The sequence below is a fragment of the Amphritea atlantica genome, from assembly GCF_900111095.1.
GTDB classification, from domain to species: Bacteria; Pseudomonadota; Gammaproteobacteria; order Pseudomonadales; family Balneatricaceae; genus Amphritea; species Amphritea atlantica.
In genome coordinates, this window is record NZ_FOGB01000015.1 from 1 (window position 1) to 16,688 (window position 16,688).

Below are 16,688 nucleotides of genomic sequence, written 5' to 3' on the forward strand. Positions count from 1 at the left end.
ATAGGGTTCGATTCGAGCCGCTTTTTGGCGAGACAACGCCGGAGCTTGCGACGATGGCCGGCAGGGGGCAGTGATCCTATACGAGGCTCAAGTAAGATCTGTGACTTCTACATTAAGCCGCCACTCTTGATTAGAGATCGGGCGGTTATTTGCGTCTGAATTTTGTACATCAACGTTTATCTTTACTGTTGATCTAAGTACGAGGCTGATCAGTCTCGTTACTCTTTTTTCTTTTCTCTGTGTTCTCAGAGTCCTCTGTGGTAAAAATGCTCTCCTTATCTCTGATCGTTGAGCCAGTCAGTTAATGCAGCTGTCTGGCGTGTGATTCTGTACGCGATAGAGGTTATTGATGTGAGGGTGCTAAAAACCGATGAGAGCAAGATTAATTACCCAGCAAGGCTACGATAAGCTCAAAGAGGAACTGGATTTTCTCTGGCGCAAAGAGCGCCCGGAGGTGACTCAGAAGGTTACCTGGGCGGCCAGTCTGGGAGACCGTAGCGAGAATGCTGATTATCAGTACAATAAAAAACGTTTGCGGGAGATTGATCGTCGGGTCCGCTACCTGCGTAAATGTATCGATGAACTGGGTGTGGTCAATTATGCGCCGGAACAGGAGGGCAAAGTGTTCTTCGGTGCCTGGGTTGAGATTGAGAACGATGCCGGTGAGATAAAACGTTTTCGTATTGTCGGCTATGATGAAATTTTTGAGCGCAAAGACTACATCTCTATCGATTCACCAATGGCCAGAGGCCTGTTGAAAAAAGAGGTGGGGGACGAGGTGCTGATCAGAACGCCGGCCGGTGAGGCGTACTGGTATATTAATAAGATTGAGTATATTCAATCCTGACGGTACCGACAGCGCTCTGGCCAGTACTGCTGTTGTATTAAAGTCTGATCAGCAACAGGTTGAGAAAATAGCCGCCGACAATCAGTATCAGGAACAGTATCAGTGCCAGCAGCAGGGGTTTCGCTCCCGCCTGTTTGATGGTGGCCCAGCGGGTTTGTAATCCCAGTGCGGCCATCGCCAGCGCCAGACTGAACTGACTGCACAGTTTGATCAGCTGTAGCGCAGGCTCTGGAATCGCTGTCAGGCTGTTAACGGCGGTTGCAGCGATAAAACCAAAGACAAACCAGGGAATAATGATCGTCCCGCCTTCGGCCTTTTCATCAGCAGTGCGGTTCAAGCGCGAGCTGAGCAGCAGAATAAAAGGGGCCAGCATCATCACCCGAATCAGTTTTACCACCACGGCGGTTTGCAACGCCTCGCCACTGATCGATCCTCCCGCTGCCACCGCTTGCGCGACTTCATGCACGGTGCTGCCAATATAGATACCAAATGCAGATTCACTCATGCCGGCAAACTGATAGATCAGCGGGTAACTGAACATTGCCAGCGTGCCGAACAGGACGACGGTGGCTACCGCCACTGTGACATGTTGCTGCTTCGGTTTAAGTACTGACTCGGTGGCCAGCACCGCAGCAGCCCCACAGATTGCGCTGCCAACCGAGGTGAGGATGGCGACATCGCGATGCAGTTTGAAAAACCGTATGCCGATCCAGGTGCCGACACTGAAGATGCAGACAATGGTTACCGCATCCAGTAACAGTGCCTGCCAGCCAACTGCGAGTATCTGTTCCAGACTCAGACTAAAACCAAACAGTACGATGCCGGTGCGCAGTAAACGCTGCTGACAGAAGAGGGTAAAACGATTGTCAGCGAAGCTGAGTACAGGGTGATCGAAATGCCCCCAGATCATGCCCATCAGAATGGCCAGCGGCAGGGCGCTGAGCCCGATACTGGCGACAGGTTCCAGGTGGGCCAGTCCAAGTGCCAGAGCGGCAATAATGGGAAGCAGTATAGATCGTGGCATAGTTGGGCTCAGATTGGTTGTTAGCGCAAGGGTTGTGACAGGCGCTATCTTCCAATTTTAATGATATTAAGTAAAATGGATGTTTCTAACATTAGATATAAGAAAAACCGAACAATGAGTCTGTCCCTGAGACAACTGAGAATATTCGAGGCAACTGCACGTCTGGGGCGGTTGACGGCGGCGGCTGATGAGCAGGCGCTGAGCCAGTCCGCGGCCAGTCAGGCGCTCAAGGAGCTTGAGGTGTCGCTGGGATACCGCCTGTTTAGTCGTAACAGTCGTGAGCTGGTGATAACTGAGATGGGGCGGGATATTCTGCCCCGGGTACGGGATATACTGATCAATGTTGAACGCCTTAATACTCCTCGGGGCGGGGGGATCAGTGGCTCATTCCGGGTAGCGGCCAGTGTCACCATCGCCAGTTATCTGTTTGCACCACTGATGGCTGACTTTATCAGGCAGTATCCACAGGTTGAACCCGATCTGCAGATCGCTAATACCCGGCAGGTGATCGCAGGGCTGGAGAAGGGGCAGGCACATATCGGTCTGATCGAAGGCCCGGCTTCCCACTCTCAGTTGCAGATTATCCCCTGGCGCAGCGATGAGTTGCTGGTGTTCTGCAGTCAAACCCATCCGTTGGCGCAGGCAGGTCACCTGAGTGTTGAGCAGATGTCGCAACAACGCTGGATTCTGCGGGAGCAGGGATCAGGTACCCGCGAAGTGTTTGACCGGGCACTGCAGCAGGTGAACGGGAATGTCGCTATGGTGATGGCGCTCAACCGCCAGGAGGCGATTAAGCAATCGGTTAAGGCGGGTCTGGGGATAGGTTGTCTGTCACGGCTGGCGGTTGCTGAGGAGCTTCGCAGGGGCGAGCTGGTGGTGTTACAGACGCCGTTGCAGCTGTCCCGGCAGTTATCAGTGGTAGTGCCCAGCGACACCTGTAGCAACCCGTTGGTTCAGGCATTCCTTCACTTTCTGCAGCTACCAGAGGCTGCGCCGCTTCAGACTCATCCGGTGGCATCGTCTGCTCCGATAAGCCGATAATAAGTGTCAGAAAATACTCAAGAAATACCGCTTCAGGCCGAACTATAACTGACGCGATAGTAACCCGGGTATTGTGGTTTTCAGATGCAGATAGAACGGCTTGAACAGTTAGAGCAGCGAATTGAGGGCTACACCTCTTCGTTAACCCATGCGGTTAATGAGGGGCGTGGTGCACAGTTCTCTATGCTGTTAAGTCTGATCACTGCTACCGAATATCAGACGCAGAAGGGCCGGACCACATCCGAAGGGTTTCGCCTGCCGGAACCCGAGACGCTGGAATACCCTGATACTGACTCGTTGCATACCGCCGAGGTGGTAAGCCGTCTTAACAGTGCGGTCAATGAACATCATGCGGGGGATTTCGCCTACCTGCTCAGTCACCTTTCGGTGCAGGAGAATACACCGGTCAGAAGTGTGTCTGCGGCGGATGATTTTGCCCGGATCGGGCTGGCTTCTGCGGGTCGTCTGATGCTGGATGAGATCGACCGTTCCGGTCAGCAGTTCAGTGCCCGGGCCTGAGGGCGCGTGTCGCTGGCTGGATCTGCAACCGCGTTTACTGAGCGTTGGCAGTATTACGTACGCCAGTGAATCTTTTCAACCGTATCCCCCTCGATCCGCCACCACTCATCCGGATCATCCCCTGAGGTCCAGCCGCTGGCGATACAGCGTATTTCGGTCTCCAGTTCACGGGCAGCCTGTTGCGCACAGTCCAGATCTTTGATCCAGGGAGTCTGGTCGGAGTTAAACCAGATACTGCTCCAGGCTTTGCCTGAGACCTTTTCATGGATCATCACTGGGATCTCGCAACCACTGATTCTGGCGTTGAAGTGGTGCACCTGGCCCTGCTCGAAATCTCGCTGCAGCGATTCGCAGAGGCTCTCCAGCCACTGGGTTATCCGTTCGAGAGAGCGGTCTTTAATGTAGATCTCAATATCGGGGTGGCGTTGGTCTTCAGTCATGGTTTTGGTCAGATTTCAGGTCGGGTTGGCTGTCGGTTAGCAGAAAGCGGAAAATCCGCAGAACGCTCAGGCTAATATAGCCGAAGGCGGCGGTTATTGCTCCGCAAATTGCGACAATAAGTCCGACCAGTGCGAGAATCTCCCGCGGCAGGCTTTGCATCAGCAGAAACTGGGCAATCGCCAGGGCGATAAAGCCGATCATAAAGAGACCGATGCCGAGCAGCAGAATGGTCAGGTTCTGCTTGACGTTGTCGGCACGGCGGATAAGACGTAAGCGCAGGCGTTGTTTTAAGTTGCCCCGGCGCATCGCTTAAATCCGCCGGAAACGCGCCAGGCAGACATCCAGAGTCAGTTCTAACTGGCTCAGCGCAGCCAGTCGTTCACGGGCACTCTGATTGATCCGCCAGCCATGGGGCGTCATCGCCAGTAGCTGGCTGATCTGGGTCTGGTCAGGCAGGGAGAAACGATATCTGATCGCTTCAGTGGAAATATGCTCAAACGCTTCGCCGAGCACGGTTGCCGGATCAAAGCCTGAGTGACGCACCTCGTCGTAGATCAGTTCGCGCAGCTCGATCAGGTGGTCTTCGCCAGGGTAGGCGATCAGCAGCTCCGCGCCTGGCTTCAGCGTGCGACTAAACTCATCCGGCATCAGTCGGCTGAACAACACTGATATCAGCTCCAGAGAGTAGTCCGCTACCGGCATCCGGGCACCGGAGGCGACCATCCAGGTAATGCCTTTACTCTGGCTGCAGGCTGCTTTGACGGCGTGTTTTGAAATGTCGAGTCCGGCCAGTTGATAATCGACGCCGCTTTGTTGCAGCTGCTGCTCCATCCGGCAGGTGTAATAACCCTCACCACAGCCCATATCGAGAATGCGGGGTGATTGATGCTCTGCCGCACGCTCAGCCAACCGGGTAGCGATAGTGTCAGCCAGTTGCTGGTAATGCCCCAGGGCAAGAAAGTTGCGCCGTGCCTGCACCATTTCGGCATTGTCGCCGGGATCCTTAGAGCGTTTCTGATTGGCTAACAACAGATTCCAGTAGCCCTGTCGGGCCGCATCAAAGCTGTGGCGATCCGGGCATTCAAGGTGCTTGCTATCGCCTGATAAGGATTGCAGACAGACGGGGCAGTTCAGGTCAAAGTTCATTCCGCTTACCGGGTCAGCAGTTTTGCCATAATGTTTTCATACAGTGATGACAGGGTGTCCAGATCATCCGCCTTAACCCGCTCGTTGACCTTATGGATAGTCGCATTGATCGGTCCCAGCTCGACAACCTGGGCGCCGGTGGGTGCGATAAAACGGCCATCAGAGGTGCCGCCGGAAGTGGAAAGCTCTGTCTCCAGGCCGGTAACCGCTTTGATTGAATCGATACAGGCGTCTACCAGATCACCGCGGTCGGTAATAAAGGGGTTACCGCTGAGGGTCCAGTTGATATCAAAATTCAGGCCGTAGCGGTTGAGAATCGCATAGGTCCGCTCCTTGATCTGCTCTGCGGTGACTTCGGTGGAGAAACGCAGGTTAAACTGCACATCGATATGGCCCGGGACCACGTTGGTTGCACCGGTACCGGCATGGATATTGGAGATCTGCAGGCTGGTTGGCGGAAAAAACTCATTCCCCTCATCCCAGACTTCAGACGCCAGGTCGTTCAGTGCCGGAGCGGCCAGGTGGATCGGATTTTCCACCAGATGAGGGTAGGCAACGTGGCCCTGCACGCCGCGTATGGTCAGGTCACCGCTGATTGAGCCGCGGCGCCCATTTTTGATCACATCGCCGACCTTCACGGTGCTGGAGGGTTCGCCAACAATACACCAGGTGATCTTTTCATTGCGTGCTTCCAGATGATCGATTACCCGGGTGGTGCCATTCACAAACGGCCCCTCCTCATCGCTGGTGATCAGCAGGGCGATCGAGCCATCATGGTCGGGGTGATGCTCTAAGAAGCGTTCCAGCGCGGTAATAAACGCCGCCAGGCTGCCCTTCATATCGGCGGCACCACGACCACACAGAAAACCGTCCTCTATTACCGGATCAAACGGTGGATGGTCCCAGTTGGCTTCCGGGCCGGTGGGCACCACATCGGTGTGTCCGGCAAAACAGAACAGCGGTCCTTTGCTGCCCCGGCGTGCCCAGAAGTTTGTCACCTCTTCAAACTGCAGGCGTTCGATATGAAAGCCCAGCGCTTCCAGCCGTTCGATCATCAGCTCCTGACAACCATCGTCTTCGGGGGTGACGGAGCGACGGGAGATCAGTTGTTTGGCAAGTTCGAGGGTGGCACTGAGTTGAGACATGGAGGTTACCTTAACGCCGGATGGCCGTTGCAGGGGTGGATAATGGGGTGCTGCGGTGAGCAGCACCCTGACACTGGACGGAGAACGCCAGGCTTAGTTGTGCGCGTGCAGCTCTTCGTTCAGCTCGATTGCAGACTTGTTGGTCTTCACTTCGACGCGACCGGTCTGAGAGTTGCGGCGGAACAGCAGATCCGGCTTACCGGCCAGTTCGGCGGCTTTCACAGTGCTGACCTCGTTGTTCTGGTCATCCAGCAGTGTCACTTTGGAGCTGGCAGTGATATACAGACCCGCTTCAATAGTACAGCGATCACCCAGCGGCAGACCCAGGCCCGCATTGGCACCCAGCAGACAGTTTTCACCGACGGAGATCACGACATTGTTGCCACCGGACAGGGTTCCCATAGTGGAGCAACCGCCGCCGAGATCAGATCCGTTACCGACCACAACCCCGGCTGAGATACGGCCCTCGACCATGCTTACGCCCAGCGTACCGGCGTTAAAGTTAATAAAGCCTTCATGCATCACCGTGGTGCCTTCGCCGACGTGGGCGCCGAGACGGACGCGGGAGGTCGCTGCGATCCGGGTGCCGGCAGGGATAACGTAGTTCGCCATTTTCGGGAACTTATCAACTGAATGGACATCGATAATCCGTCCCTGAGCGCGGGCTGCCAGTTGGCGTTTAGGCAGGTCCGCCAGGGAGATGGCTCCCTCACTGGTCCAGGCAACGTTAGGCAGCTTACCAAACATGCCGTTCAGGTTCAGACCGTGAGGCTTCACCAGACGGTGAGACAGCAGGGTCAGTTTCAGGTAGACCTCCGCGGTGGACTCAGGGTCAGCATCGGTTTCCAGAATGGTCAGAATCATCGGTTGCTGAGTACCTTTACAGATCTCAACGATCTCGGCCTGATCCTCTGCATCGATCGCCAGAAAAGCCGCTTCCAGTTCGCTCAGCTGAGAAGTTGTCAGTTCGATCGCCTGATTGCCACCGTTATAGCCGGCGATATCCTTAACCGCGGTGATCAGTTGTGCGGATGGATTCAGCAGCGGGCTGTTAAAATAAACTTCCAGCAACTCTCCCTCTGATGATTTTGTGCCGATACCCAGGCCGAATGCAAATGTACTCATTGTTTGTAACTCCATAGAACTTTTAAGAATTTATTTGAACAGAGCGCTGTAGTCACTCTCTTTGAAACCCACCTGAATGCGGTCGCCGAGGTTCAGCACCGGACGCTTGATCAGCGTCGGAGTGGCCAGCATCTCGCGAATGGCGGTGGTTTCATCAATACTGTTTTTTATACTGTCATCCAGAGCACGCCAACTGGTGCTGCGCTTATTTAACAGCGCCTCCCAGCCGAGGCTGGCAACCCATTCCTGTAACTGGGCTTCTGTCAGCCCGTCTTTGCGGAAATCATGGAAACTGAAATCCACCCCGTTGCTTGTCAGCCAGCGCTGCGCTTTCTTCACTGTATCGCAGTTTGAAATACCATATAGTGTCGTCATGTTCTGCTCCTCAGGCGGTGAGTGATTCAACGTAGCGGCGAATCCGCTGCGCACCTTCAACACACTCTTCCAGGGTTGCCACCAGTGCCATCCGCACAAAGCCCGCGCCCGGCAGTTCGCCTGTCTGGTCCTCCCTGGAGACGTAGCTACCTGGCAATACCGTAAGGTTTTGCTGGGCAAACAGTCCCTGAGCAAACTGGTCGTCAGGAATCGGTGTAGCGGCCCAGAGATAGAAACCGGCATCGGGCATTCTGACATCCATAACAGGCTCAAGAATTTCCAGCACTGCGGCAAACTTCTCCCGATACTTATCGCGGTTCTCCAGCACATGGGTCTCATCGTTCCAGGCCGCAATACTGGCCAGCTGTACCGGAATTGACATGGCGCTGCCGTGATAGGTGCGGTAGCTGGTGAACGGTGCAATCAGACGGGCATCGCCAGCCACAAATCCTGATCTCAGGCCCGGCAGGTTAGAGCGTTTCGACAGGCTGTGGAACACGACACAGTTTTTATAGTCGTGACGGCCCAACTGGGCACAGACTTCCAGCAGGCCTACCGGCGGATTGGCTTCATCGAAATAGATCTCTGAATAGCACTCATCGGAGGCGACAATAAAATCATACTGGTCAGACAGAGCAATCAGTTTAGCCAGCGTTGCGGCGTCTGTAACTGCCCCGGTGGGGTTACTTGGTGAGCAGAGAAACAGCAACTGGCAGCGTTGCCAGACCGCTTCGGGCACCGCATCAAAATCGGGCACAAAATGGTTTTCAGCGGTGCAGCTCAGATAATAGGGTTCGGCACCGGACAGATAGGCCGCGCCTTCGTAGATCTGATAAAACGGGTTCGGTGATAACAGCAGCGGTGTTGCCTCGGTGGCAGGCACCCGGTTGATGGCACACTGGGTGAAGGCGAAGATCGCTTCCCGGGTGCCGAGCACCGGTAGTACATTATCGGCACCGGTCAGGCTGCCAGGCTGCAACTTAAAACGCCGGATGGCCCAGTCCGCAATGGTCTGACGCAGTTCAATTGTGCCGGCGGTGGTTGGATAGTTGGCCAGTTTGTCCAGATTCTGGCTCAGTTCATCGATCACAAAAGCGGGTGACGGGTGCTTCGGTTCGCCGATGGAGAGCGCGATATGTTCAAGCTCGGTGGGAGGGGTTACCCCGGCTTTCAGCTTAGCCAGTTTTTCAAATGGATATGGCTGAAGCTTCTGCAGATCTGAATTCATTGAAATGCCTTGTAATTGCCGCTGACAAAAGAGCGGAAATTATACCGGATGGAAGCCAGCAGGCCAATGAAAGCCACCATCTATTGACGTTTATATGCAATGGCGGATGAGATAAGTGACATTCTGCCGTCTACGACATAACCTTAAGAAACAGGAACAAACGGGGGAGTTGGTAAGCGTGCTTACAGATAGTCGATTACACCCTAGGGTTGACGCTGATTTTGAGGTCCGGGTGGGCATCCCTGGCGATAATACCGGTGCCCGGATTATCAATATTAGTCTGGGTGGTGTTGCCATTCAGGGTAGCCAGGCGCTGGTGCAGGTGTTAAAAAACGACAATGCTAATCCCAAAGGGGTGAGTGAGCATGTGGTCAGTTTTAGCATGCCTGACGGTGAACTGAGTGAAGTTTGCCGGTTAATCCATATCCGGCGATTGTCTCAGAGCCGGTTTGAATTTGGTATGAAGTTTGTCGATCTGAACCCGCAGGATGAGCAGATCATCGCCAGCTATGTTGACCGCCATGTGGTCTGATCTGCCAGAACAGTAGCGCAATCACTGCCCGGTGAGACCGCCGGGCTCTCTGCCTTGCATCGCTATCAGGACTGCAGGGGCGCCTTTTCACGGCGGATAGCTGATCTGAACAACTCTTTGCCATTCTCCAGCATCACCAGCAGGGCTGGTACAACCAGCAGAATCAGCATGGTGCCAAACGCCAGCCCGAATACCAGTGAGGTGGCCATGGGAATCAGGAACTGCGCCTGCAGCGAGGTTTCAAACAGTATGGGTGTCAGGCCTGCAATGGTGGTGAGAGAGGTCAGCAGCACCGCCCGCAGACGCTGACAGGCCGCTTCCACTATCGCGTTGTGAACACTCATCCCCTCTTTGCGCAACTTCTGGAAAAAGGTGATCAATACGATGGAATCATTAATGACGATGCCAGAAAGGCCAAAGCAGCCAAACAGTGACAGTATGGTCAGGTTCTGCCCCGTTAGCAGGTGTCCGGCGATGGCTCCGGTCAGTCCCAGGGGGATCGCCAGCATCACTGCCAGAGGCCAGCTGTAGGATGAGAACACCCAACTGAGAATGATAAAGATCAGCAACAGCGCTATTAACAGACCCATCTTCATATCCGCCAGGGTTTCCCGCTGGTTTTTATTACGCCCTTCAAAACTGGCCTGAACGCCATATTCTGAGGTGATCTGCTGTAGTTTGCCGGCGTTCAGGTCAGCGATAATTTCATTGGCATTGGCGACTGCTTCATCAAGATCGGTGGTCACCTTAATCGCCAGCTGACCGTCGACCCGCTGTAGCCGGTCAAGCCCCTGCTTATCGGTGAACTGCACCACATTGGCCAGCGGCGCAGTCTCGCCATTGGGGAGCAGAATCGGCAGGTTTTCCAGGGCGCTGAAACGATCCCGTTCGCTGTCTGGCAGTACCACTCTGACCTCGACCTCATCCTCTCCCCGGTTGAATATCTGTACCAACTGGCCATCAAAAGAGGAGCGTAGCTGGCGGCCAACCGAGTTGAGAGTCAGTCCGGCGGTCTTGCCTGCCGGTGTCAGTTGGTAGATCAGCTGAGACTTACCAAAGGGCAGATCATCATCGACGTTGCTGACGCCGTTGTACTGACTCAGTGCGTCCTGAACCGCGAGCGAGGCTTGCTTCAGCTGTTCAACATCGGAACCGACCAGTTTAACTTCAAGCGACTTGCCGGGTGGGCCGGAACGATTCAGGTCGATGGTGAATTTTTCAATACCGGCGGGCAGTGTGATCTTACTGCGCCACTTTTTAATGATCTCCCCGTTGGTGATCTCCCGGCTGTCGATTGAGGTCAATTGCACATAGAGCGCACCAAATTCATCGCCCTGACTGGACCCCTGACTGGTGCGGCTGCTATTGGTTTTGCGGTGGATCTGCAGTGCCATCTTAATCAGATTGCCGCCCAGCTCCTCCTCGGTCTGGTGCAGCGTCTGATCCAGATGTTGCAGGAATTTATCCACCTGATCGGGACTACTGCCCGACGTGAACTGAATGTTGGCGTTCAGGGTTTCCATCTCAACCGCCGGGAAGAAGGTGAACTTTATCCGTCCACTGCCCACCAGCCCGATGGCAATAATAAACGCTGCCAGGGCGATTGTGACTGTCACCCAGCGAAACCGGATGGCGCTTTCAACCCAGCTGCGAAACCGGCCGTTCTTAAAATTATTGAACGCGGCATCGAGTCTGATACGGGTTTTTGAGGGGTGCAGATCGGCCGCTTTATGCAGACTGTGGTGCAGGTGGCCGGGCAGAATCAGGAAGCACTCCACCACCGATGCCATGATGACACAGATAACCACGGTGGGAATATCGATAAGGATATTGCCGATAATGCCGCCAATTAACAGCAGCGGCAGAAACGCGGCGATGGTGGTGAGAGACGAGGCCATGACCGGTGCCAGCATCCGGTGGGCTCCGCCGATGGCTGCCTTGAGCCCCGGTTCCCCCATCTGCAGATGGGTCAGGGTGTCTTCACCGACCACAATGGCATCATCAACAATAATACCCAGTGCCATGATCATACCGAACAGGCTGATCATATTGATGCTGCCCCCAATACCGTAGAGAACCGCCAGCGTCGCCATAAAGGAGACGGGAATCCCTACCGTTACCCAGAAGGCCACCCGGGCATTGAGAAACAGAAACAGGGTGGCGATCACCAGAATCAGTCCGCCGACGCCGTTTTTGATCAGCAGGTTAATGCGGTCCTGGATCGCTTCATAGCCTTCATCAAAGGCGATGAGCTGGATATCCGGTGGCAGTGTGGGTTGCCTTTCACTGAGCCAGTCGCGCATTATTTTAGCGGCTTTCAGGGTATCTTCATGCTCTGTGCGGCGCAGCAGTAACTGGATTGCCGGTTGGCCGCGATAGGTGAGATAGGTCTGGTTGTCCCGGTTGCGCCAGTCAAGGGTGGCGATATCTCCCAAACGCAGCAACCGGCCATCTTTGGCGGTAATCAGGGGTAGCTGACTAAAGCCCTCAACATCGCGCTGCTGACTGAGACTGCGGATCTGACGGGAACCATCCCCCTGTGCAGCGGTACCCGCCGGCAGATCGACGCTGCGCTGATTGATAATCTGGGCGACATCGCTGAGACTCAGCCCCAGTTCATGCAGGCGGCTGGAGGGGATCTGAATGGCGATCTCCTCTTCTGGTAAACCAACAAAATCGATTTTGCGGATACCCCGCTGCAGCAGTTCCCGTTCATACTGACGCGCCAGAATCCGTAGTTCCTGTGCGGACGCTTTGTCGCTGGTAATCAGGATCCGGGCGATATCATCATAGCGGATCACCCGCTGTACGATCGGCTTTTCCGCATCCGACGGCAGGTTGGTGATGCCATCGACCTTCTGTTTTACCTCATCAAGAATATAAGCAACATCACTGTTTTCCTCCAGCTCCAGGCGGATGGAGGCGGAACCCTGGGTGGCGGTCGAGTAGATTGCATCGATACCGTTAACCGATTTCAGCTCCCGCTCTATGGGAAGGATGATCGAGCTTTCCACATCTTCTGCGGCCGCACCACTCCAGGGCACGGCGATGGTGATAATATCCAGCTCGAAAGTGGGAAAAAACTGGGTGTTAAGCTTTTTTAATCCCCAGACGCCCGCCAGGATCATCAGCATCATCAACAGGTTGGCGGCCACCCGGTGTTCGGTAAACAGAGTGATCAGGCTTTTCAGTGGCCCCTGGCTGGTCGGCATAACTTACTCCGTCCCGGCGGCTGATGCGGGTTTGGTATCAGGCGTTGGCTCAGCCGCAGCCTGACTGCCTGCAACCTCAACCAGCAGTCCGGTCATCGCATTGGGGAGCTGCGTGGCCAGTATGGGTTCGCCGGGCTGGATCGTCGCGCTGCGAACCAGCACTTTCGACTCGCCCTGACTGTCGCGAAGGTCGCCTACCCGCTCAATGGTGACGCCCTGCAGACGATTGTCTTTTACGGTGTAGATCCGGTCGGTGCCAAAAATCGCCTGCGGCGGCAGTGCCAGCAGGTTATCCTGCTCCGGCATGGTCAGTCTCAGCGACAGAGAACGCCCCGGCTCGCCACGATAATCCCCGGAATCGATGCGGAACAGTGCGTCTACCCCGGCACTGCCGCTCTCGACTGCGGCGGCAAAACGCGCCAGTGTCAGTTTAAGGGGCTGACCATCGAGGGTGGCTGTGGCGATAATCTGTTTGCCATGTTTCAGCTGTTGGTGTAACTGCGGCAGGTAGCGACTGGGAACCTGCGAACGCACTTCAAGGGTGTCGGTTGCATACAGTGTCAGCAGCGGGTCTCCGCTGCGAACCCGCTCACCGGCGGCGATGTTAACCTCAGCGACGCGGCCACTGAAGGGGGCGGTTATCTGGCTGCGTTCCAGGTCGAGGGCGGCACTGTCTCGCTGTGCGGTTGCCTGCTTCAGCTGGGCCTCCAGCTGGGCCAGCTGGTTAGGGTAGTCATCGATCGACTGTTGACGGCTGTTAAGGGACAGCGCCTGCTGCTGCTTGGTTCTGCGGGCATCATCCAGCTGGTTCTGGCTGGCCAGGCTGCGGCTGCTAAGGTCCTGATAGCGTTCCAGGGTGCGCTGAGTAAGTGAGACCAGTTCCTGCTCTATTTTCAGTGCTTTCAGGTTGGCCTGGTAACGCACCTTTTCTGCGTCAATCAGCGCTTCAATCCGGTCAACCTCGGCCTGTTTCTGCGACAGCAGTAATGACGCATCGCGGTTATCAAGCTGAATCAGTAGCTGCCCCGCATCGACAGAGTCCCCTTCGGCGGTGAGGCGTTGTTCCACATAGGCGTTGATCGATGAGGAAAGGGTGCTGCTGGAGGGCGATTCTATCCGGCCATACAGTGACAGCTGAGGCGAGTAGTGTGCGGGTTGCGCCTCGATAACCCTGACCGTCCAGACCTTCTCTTTGGCCGGGCGGGAGGGGGCGGTTGGCCGGGTGAGTATCAGCGTCAGAAATATCGCCACAGCACCCAGCAGAATCAGCACAGACAGTAGCCAGTGCTTGTGTTTTTGGTAAAACGATTGTGTCTGCTGTTCAGCCATTACCCGTCCATCTGTAAGCCGTAGTTATTAGATTAGCAAATCATAATACATCTGTTCTGGTCAGTAAGCAGGTTTGTGTGGCTCTTTACAATTCTTTACCAGATGTTAGCTTTACGTTATTGGCTGCGTTTCAGATGACAGGAGAGAGTTATGCGAACCCGATCAGTAATGGCGCTCAACCCTCAGGGGTTTCACCGGGTGGTGTATCACGAATGGGGCAGTGCTGATAATGACCGGGTGCTGGTGTGTGTCCATGGACTGGCGCGTAACAGCCGTGATTTCGATGAGCTGGCCCGGGCGTTAGCACGGGACTATCGGGTGGTGTGCCCGGATATGCCCGGGCGGGGGGAAAGCGACTGGCTGGCACCGGGAATCAATTATGATATCCCCCGTTACATGAGCGATATAACGACCCTGCTGGCCCGGCTGGATGTCGACCAGGTTGACTGGATTGGCACCTCGATGGGGGGCATAATCGGTACCTGCCTGGCGGCACTGCCTGATTCGCCGATTCGTTCGCTGGTGTTGAATGATGTGGGATGTTTTATTGGCAAAGCCGCACTACAACGGATTTCACAGTATCTGGGTGATCATCGTTTCAGCTCGCTGGCAGAGCTGGAACAGTATATGCGCACCACCTATACCGCTTACCAGGGACTGAGTGACCGGCAGTGGCAACATCTGGTCCGCTATGGTCACCGGACGCTGGCAGAAAATCAGTACGGGCTGCACTACGATCCCAGGATTGCAGAGCAGAGCCGCGAGATAGAGGACCAGGATATCGATCTGGAACCCATCTGGCGGCAGGTAAACTGTCCTCAGATGCTGATCTGGGGCGATCAGTCGGATGTGTTGACCCCCGACACTGTGACACGGATGCAGCAGCTGCGTCCTGATCTCCATCTGTACCGGATTAAGGGGATGACCCATGCGCCATCACTGATGGAAAGTGAACAGATAAACGCGATACAGCAGTGGTTACGAGACAACCGGATTAAACATCAGGGAGCAACATAATGAGTTCACTTTGTAGCTGGCCATCGGACCAGCTGTGCCTGACAGCGGAGGCCCGGGAGCAAGCCGTGCGTCGGGTTGAAAAAGCGTTCGCCCTGACGCTGGAATCACTTAAGGTCGATATTGGGCTGGTTGAACTTCTGGAGTCGATCTATGTGCCGCTGGGCGCCTGGCTGGTAGCGCGCAAAAATCAGCAGCAGGGACCGCTGGTGGTGGGTATCAATGGCGCCCAGGGGGCCGGTAAATCCACCCTGTTCAATCTGCTCGAGGTGATTCTCGAAGAGGGCTTCGATCTGAAAGTGGTGGGTCTGTCGATCGATGATCTCTATAAGACCCGGGAGGACCGCGAAGCACTCGCCCATGCGGTACATCCATTACTTAAAACCCGCGGCGTGCCCGGCACCCACGATGTTGAGCTGGGTATCGAACTGATTCGCGGGTTGAAAGGAGAGTTTGGCGATGACGGCCGCAACGTCAAAATTCCGGTCTTCGATAAATCGATAGATGACCGCTGCCCAACTGCATTATGGCAGGAGTGGCAGGGGGAAGCGGATGTTATCGTGCTGGAGGGCTGGTGTGTGGGTGCCTCCGCCCAGTCGCAGAGCCAGTTAGCCGAGTCGGTTAACGATCTGGAGCGTAGTGAAGATCCCCTGGGGTTCTGGCGGGGCTATGTTAATCAGCAGCTGGAGAGCAGCTACAAAGAGCTGTTCGATATGATCGATGTGCTGATTATGCTGAAAGTGCCGAGCATGGAGTCGGTGTTTGAGTGGCGCTCGCAGCAGGAGAAAAAACTGGCGGAAAGAGTGCGCTATTTTTACGATACTCAGCAACCTACACAACACCTGCGGATTATGAACGAGCGGGAGATCCGGCGCTTTATTCAGCACTATGAACGACTCACCCGCAATATGCTGGAAGAGATGCCGGGCCGGGCCGATGTCTGTCTGGAGCTGAATCAGAACCATAAAATCGGTAATATCCGCATCAACAAACCGTTGTAAAACAGTGTTAAGGGAATCAGATGAAACGTATTGTGCTGGCCTGTGTGTTGCTTCTGCCACCGCTCGTACTGAGTGGCTGCCAGAGCGCCTATTATTCGGCGATGGAGAAAGTGGGGATTCATAAACGGGATATTCTGGTGGACCGGGTTGAAGATACCCGGGCGGCTCAGGATGATGCTCAGGCGGAGTTTGTCTCTGCACTGGAGCAGTTCCGTACTGTGGTGAACTTTGAAGGGGGCGAACTGGAGTCGGTGTATAACGATATGCAGTCTGCCTATGATGATAGTGAAGCGGCGGCGGAGTCGGTCAGTGATAATATCCGTCAGGTAGAGGATGTTGCCGAAGCGCTGTTTGATGAGTGGCAGGGGGAGCTGGATCAGTACACCAATACCAAACTGCGTAATCAGAGTGCCCAGACCCTGAAAGAGACCAAATCCCGTTATCACGCATTGCATACAAGTCTTAAACGTGCGGAAGCCAAAATGCAGCCGGTATTGGCCGCCCTGAAAGACAACACCCTGTTCCTCAAGCATAACCTCAATGCCCGGGCGATTGGCTCGCTGAAAGGGGAGTTTGGTGGCATTAAACGGGATATCGACCGCTTGCTGGCCGAGATGCAACGCTCCATTAAGGCATCAGATCAGTTCATCAGAGAGATGCAGCAATAACCGCCGTTGTCGGTGCGTGAAAGGGATGTTGTGCGCTTGAT

The 16,688-nt window shown here is 55.0% G+C and carries 17 protein-coding genes; 7 read left to right on the plus strand and 10 right to left on the minus strand.

Annotated features, from left to right (window positions below; translation table 11 throughout):
* The first annotated feature begins 370 nt into the window (after nucleotides 1-370).
* The gene (gene greB / locus BMY09_RS18215; RefSeq protein WP_091361083.1) at nucleotides 371-847 is read left to right on the plus strand and encodes a transcription elongation factor GreB; all 477 of its coding nucleotides are present in this window, start codon (nucleotides 371-373) and stop codon (nucleotides 845-847) included.
* A 37-nt stretch (nucleotides 848-884) separates the two neighbouring features.
* Here the strand turns inward: greB and BMY09_RS18220 are convergent, their stop codons facing one another.
* On the minus strand, nucleotides 885-1,871 hold the full coding sequence (locus tag BMY09_RS18220; RefSeq protein ID WP_091361085.1) for a YeiH family protein: 987 nt from the start codon (nucleotides 1,869-1,871) through the stop codon (nucleotides 885-887).
* Nucleotides 1,872-1,985: 114 nt separating this feature from the next.
* Between BMY09_RS18220 and BMY09_RS18225 the strand changes: the two genes are divergently transcribed.
* Complete coding sequence (locus BMY09_RS18225) at nucleotides 1,986-2,912, plus strand: LysR family transcriptional regulator (RefSeq protein WP_091361087.1); 927 nt, start codon at nucleotides 1,986-1,988, stop codon at nucleotides 2,910-2,912.
* Between the two features lie 84 nt (nucleotides 2,913-2,996).
* A complete protein-coding gene (locus BMY09_RS18230; protein ID WP_091361088.1) occupies nucleotides 2,997-3,431 on the plus strand; it encodes a hypothetical protein in 435 nt (144 codons plus the stop codon).
* A gap of 53 nt (nucleotides 3,432-3,484) precedes the next feature.
* Here BMY09_RS18230 and BMY09_RS18235 read toward each other — a convergent pair whose 3' ends face one another.
* The 7 genes from BMY09_RS18235 to dapC form a co-directional block, all read right to left on the minus strand.
* The gene (locus BMY09_RS18235) at nucleotides 3,485-3,871 is read right to left on the minus strand and encodes a hypothetical protein (RefSeq protein ID WP_091361090.1); all 387 of its coding nucleotides are present in this window, start codon (nucleotides 3,869-3,871) and stop codon (nucleotides 3,485-3,487) included.
* Nucleotides 3,864-4,178 (minus strand): hypothetical protein, encoded by a 315-nt coding sequence (locus tag BMY09_RS18240; protein WP_091361092.1) that lies wholly within the window; start codon nucleotides 4,176-4,178, stop codon nucleotides 3,864-3,866. The genes BMY09_RS18235 and BMY09_RS18240 overlap by 8 nt, the downstream gene beginning before the upstream one ends.
* Nucleotides 4,179-4,181: 3 nt before the next feature.
* Complete coding sequence (locus tag BMY09_RS18245; protein ID WP_091361094.1) at nucleotides 4,182-5,018, minus strand: putative RNA methyltransferase; 837 nt, start codon at nucleotides 5,016-5,018, stop codon at nucleotides 4,182-4,184.
* Between the two features lie 5 nt (nucleotides 5,019-5,023).
* The gene (gene dapE, locus BMY09_RS18250; protein WP_091361095.1) at nucleotides 5,024-6,163 is read right to left on the minus strand and encodes a succinyl-diaminopimelate desuccinylase; all 1,140 of its coding nucleotides are present in this window, start codon (nucleotides 6,161-6,163) and stop codon (nucleotides 5,024-5,026) included.
* Between the two features lie 93 nt (nucleotides 6,164-6,256).
* Nucleotides 6,257-7,288 (minus strand): 2,3,4,5-tetrahydropyridine-2,6-dicarboxylate N-succinyltransferase, encoded by a 1,032-nt coding sequence (gene dapD / locus BMY09_RS18255; RefSeq protein ID WP_091361097.1) that lies wholly within the window; start codon nucleotides 7,286-7,288, stop codon nucleotides 6,257-6,259.
* Between the two features lie 30 nt (nucleotides 7,289-7,318).
* Nucleotides 7,319-7,663 carry an ArsC family reductase gene (locus tag BMY09_RS18260; protein ID WP_091361099.1) on the minus strand — a complete coding sequence of 115 codons (345 nt, stop codon included), beginning with the start codon at nucleotides 7,661-7,663 and terminating at the stop codon, nucleotides 7,319-7,321.
* A gap of 10 nt (nucleotides 7,664-7,673) precedes the next feature.
* Complete coding sequence (dapC, locus tag BMY09_RS18265; RefSeq protein WP_091361102.1) at nucleotides 7,674-8,891, minus strand: succinyldiaminopimelate transaminase; 1,218 nt, start codon at nucleotides 8,889-8,891, stop codon at nucleotides 7,674-7,676.
* 178 nt (nucleotides 8,892-9,069) lie between these two features.
* Here dapC and BMY09_RS18270 point away from each other — a divergent pair, with 178 nt between their 5' ends.
* Nucleotides 9,070-9,423, plus strand: a complete 354-nt coding sequence (locus BMY09_RS18270) for a PilZ domain-containing protein (protein WP_175483592.1) — start codon at nucleotides 9,070-9,072, stop codon at nucleotides 9,421-9,423.
* A gap of 65 nt (nucleotides 9,424-9,488) precedes the next feature.
* Here the strand turns inward: BMY09_RS18270 and BMY09_RS18275 are convergent, their stop codons facing one another.
* Together BMY09_RS18275 and BMY09_RS18280 are read right to left on the minus strand one after the other, a co-directional pair.
* Complete coding sequence (locus BMY09_RS18275) at nucleotides 9,489-12,635, minus strand: efflux RND transporter permease subunit (RefSeq protein ID WP_091361107.1); 3,147 nt, start codon at nucleotides 12,633-12,635, stop codon at nucleotides 9,489-9,491.
* A 3-nt stretch (nucleotides 12,636-12,638) separates the two neighbouring features.
* Complete coding sequence (locus tag BMY09_RS18280) at nucleotides 12,639-13,964, minus strand: efflux RND transporter periplasmic adaptor subunit (RefSeq protein WP_091361110.1); 1,326 nt, start codon at nucleotides 13,962-13,964, stop codon at nucleotides 12,639-12,641.
* Between the two features lie 150 nt (nucleotides 13,965-14,114).
* On the opposite strand from BMY09_RS18280, the gene BMY09_RS18285 reads away from it, so the two are divergent.
* The 3 genes from BMY09_RS18285 to BMY09_RS18295 are packed head-to-tail and all read left to right on the plus strand — an operon-like array spanning nucleotide 14,115 to nucleotide 16,647.
* Nucleotides 14,115-14,981, plus strand: a complete 867-nt coding sequence (locus tag BMY09_RS18285) for an alpha/beta fold hydrolase (protein ID WP_091361112.1) — start codon at nucleotides 14,115-14,117, stop codon at nucleotides 14,979-14,981.
* Entirely contained in the window at nucleotides 14,981-15,979 is a 999-nt protein-coding gene (locus BMY09_RS18290; RefSeq protein WP_091361113.1) for a hypothetical protein, read from the plus strand. The genes BMY09_RS18285 and BMY09_RS18290 overlap by 1 nt, the downstream gene beginning before the upstream one ends.
* Before the next feature lie 20 nt (nucleotides 15,980-15,999).
* Nucleotides 16,000-16,647, plus strand: coding sequence for a DUF2959 domain-containing protein (locus BMY09_RS18295; protein WP_091361115.1), 648 nt, complete (start codon nucleotides 16,000-16,002; stop codon nucleotides 16,645-16,647).
* The last annotated feature ends 41 nt before the right edge of the window (nucleotides 16,648-16,688 follow it).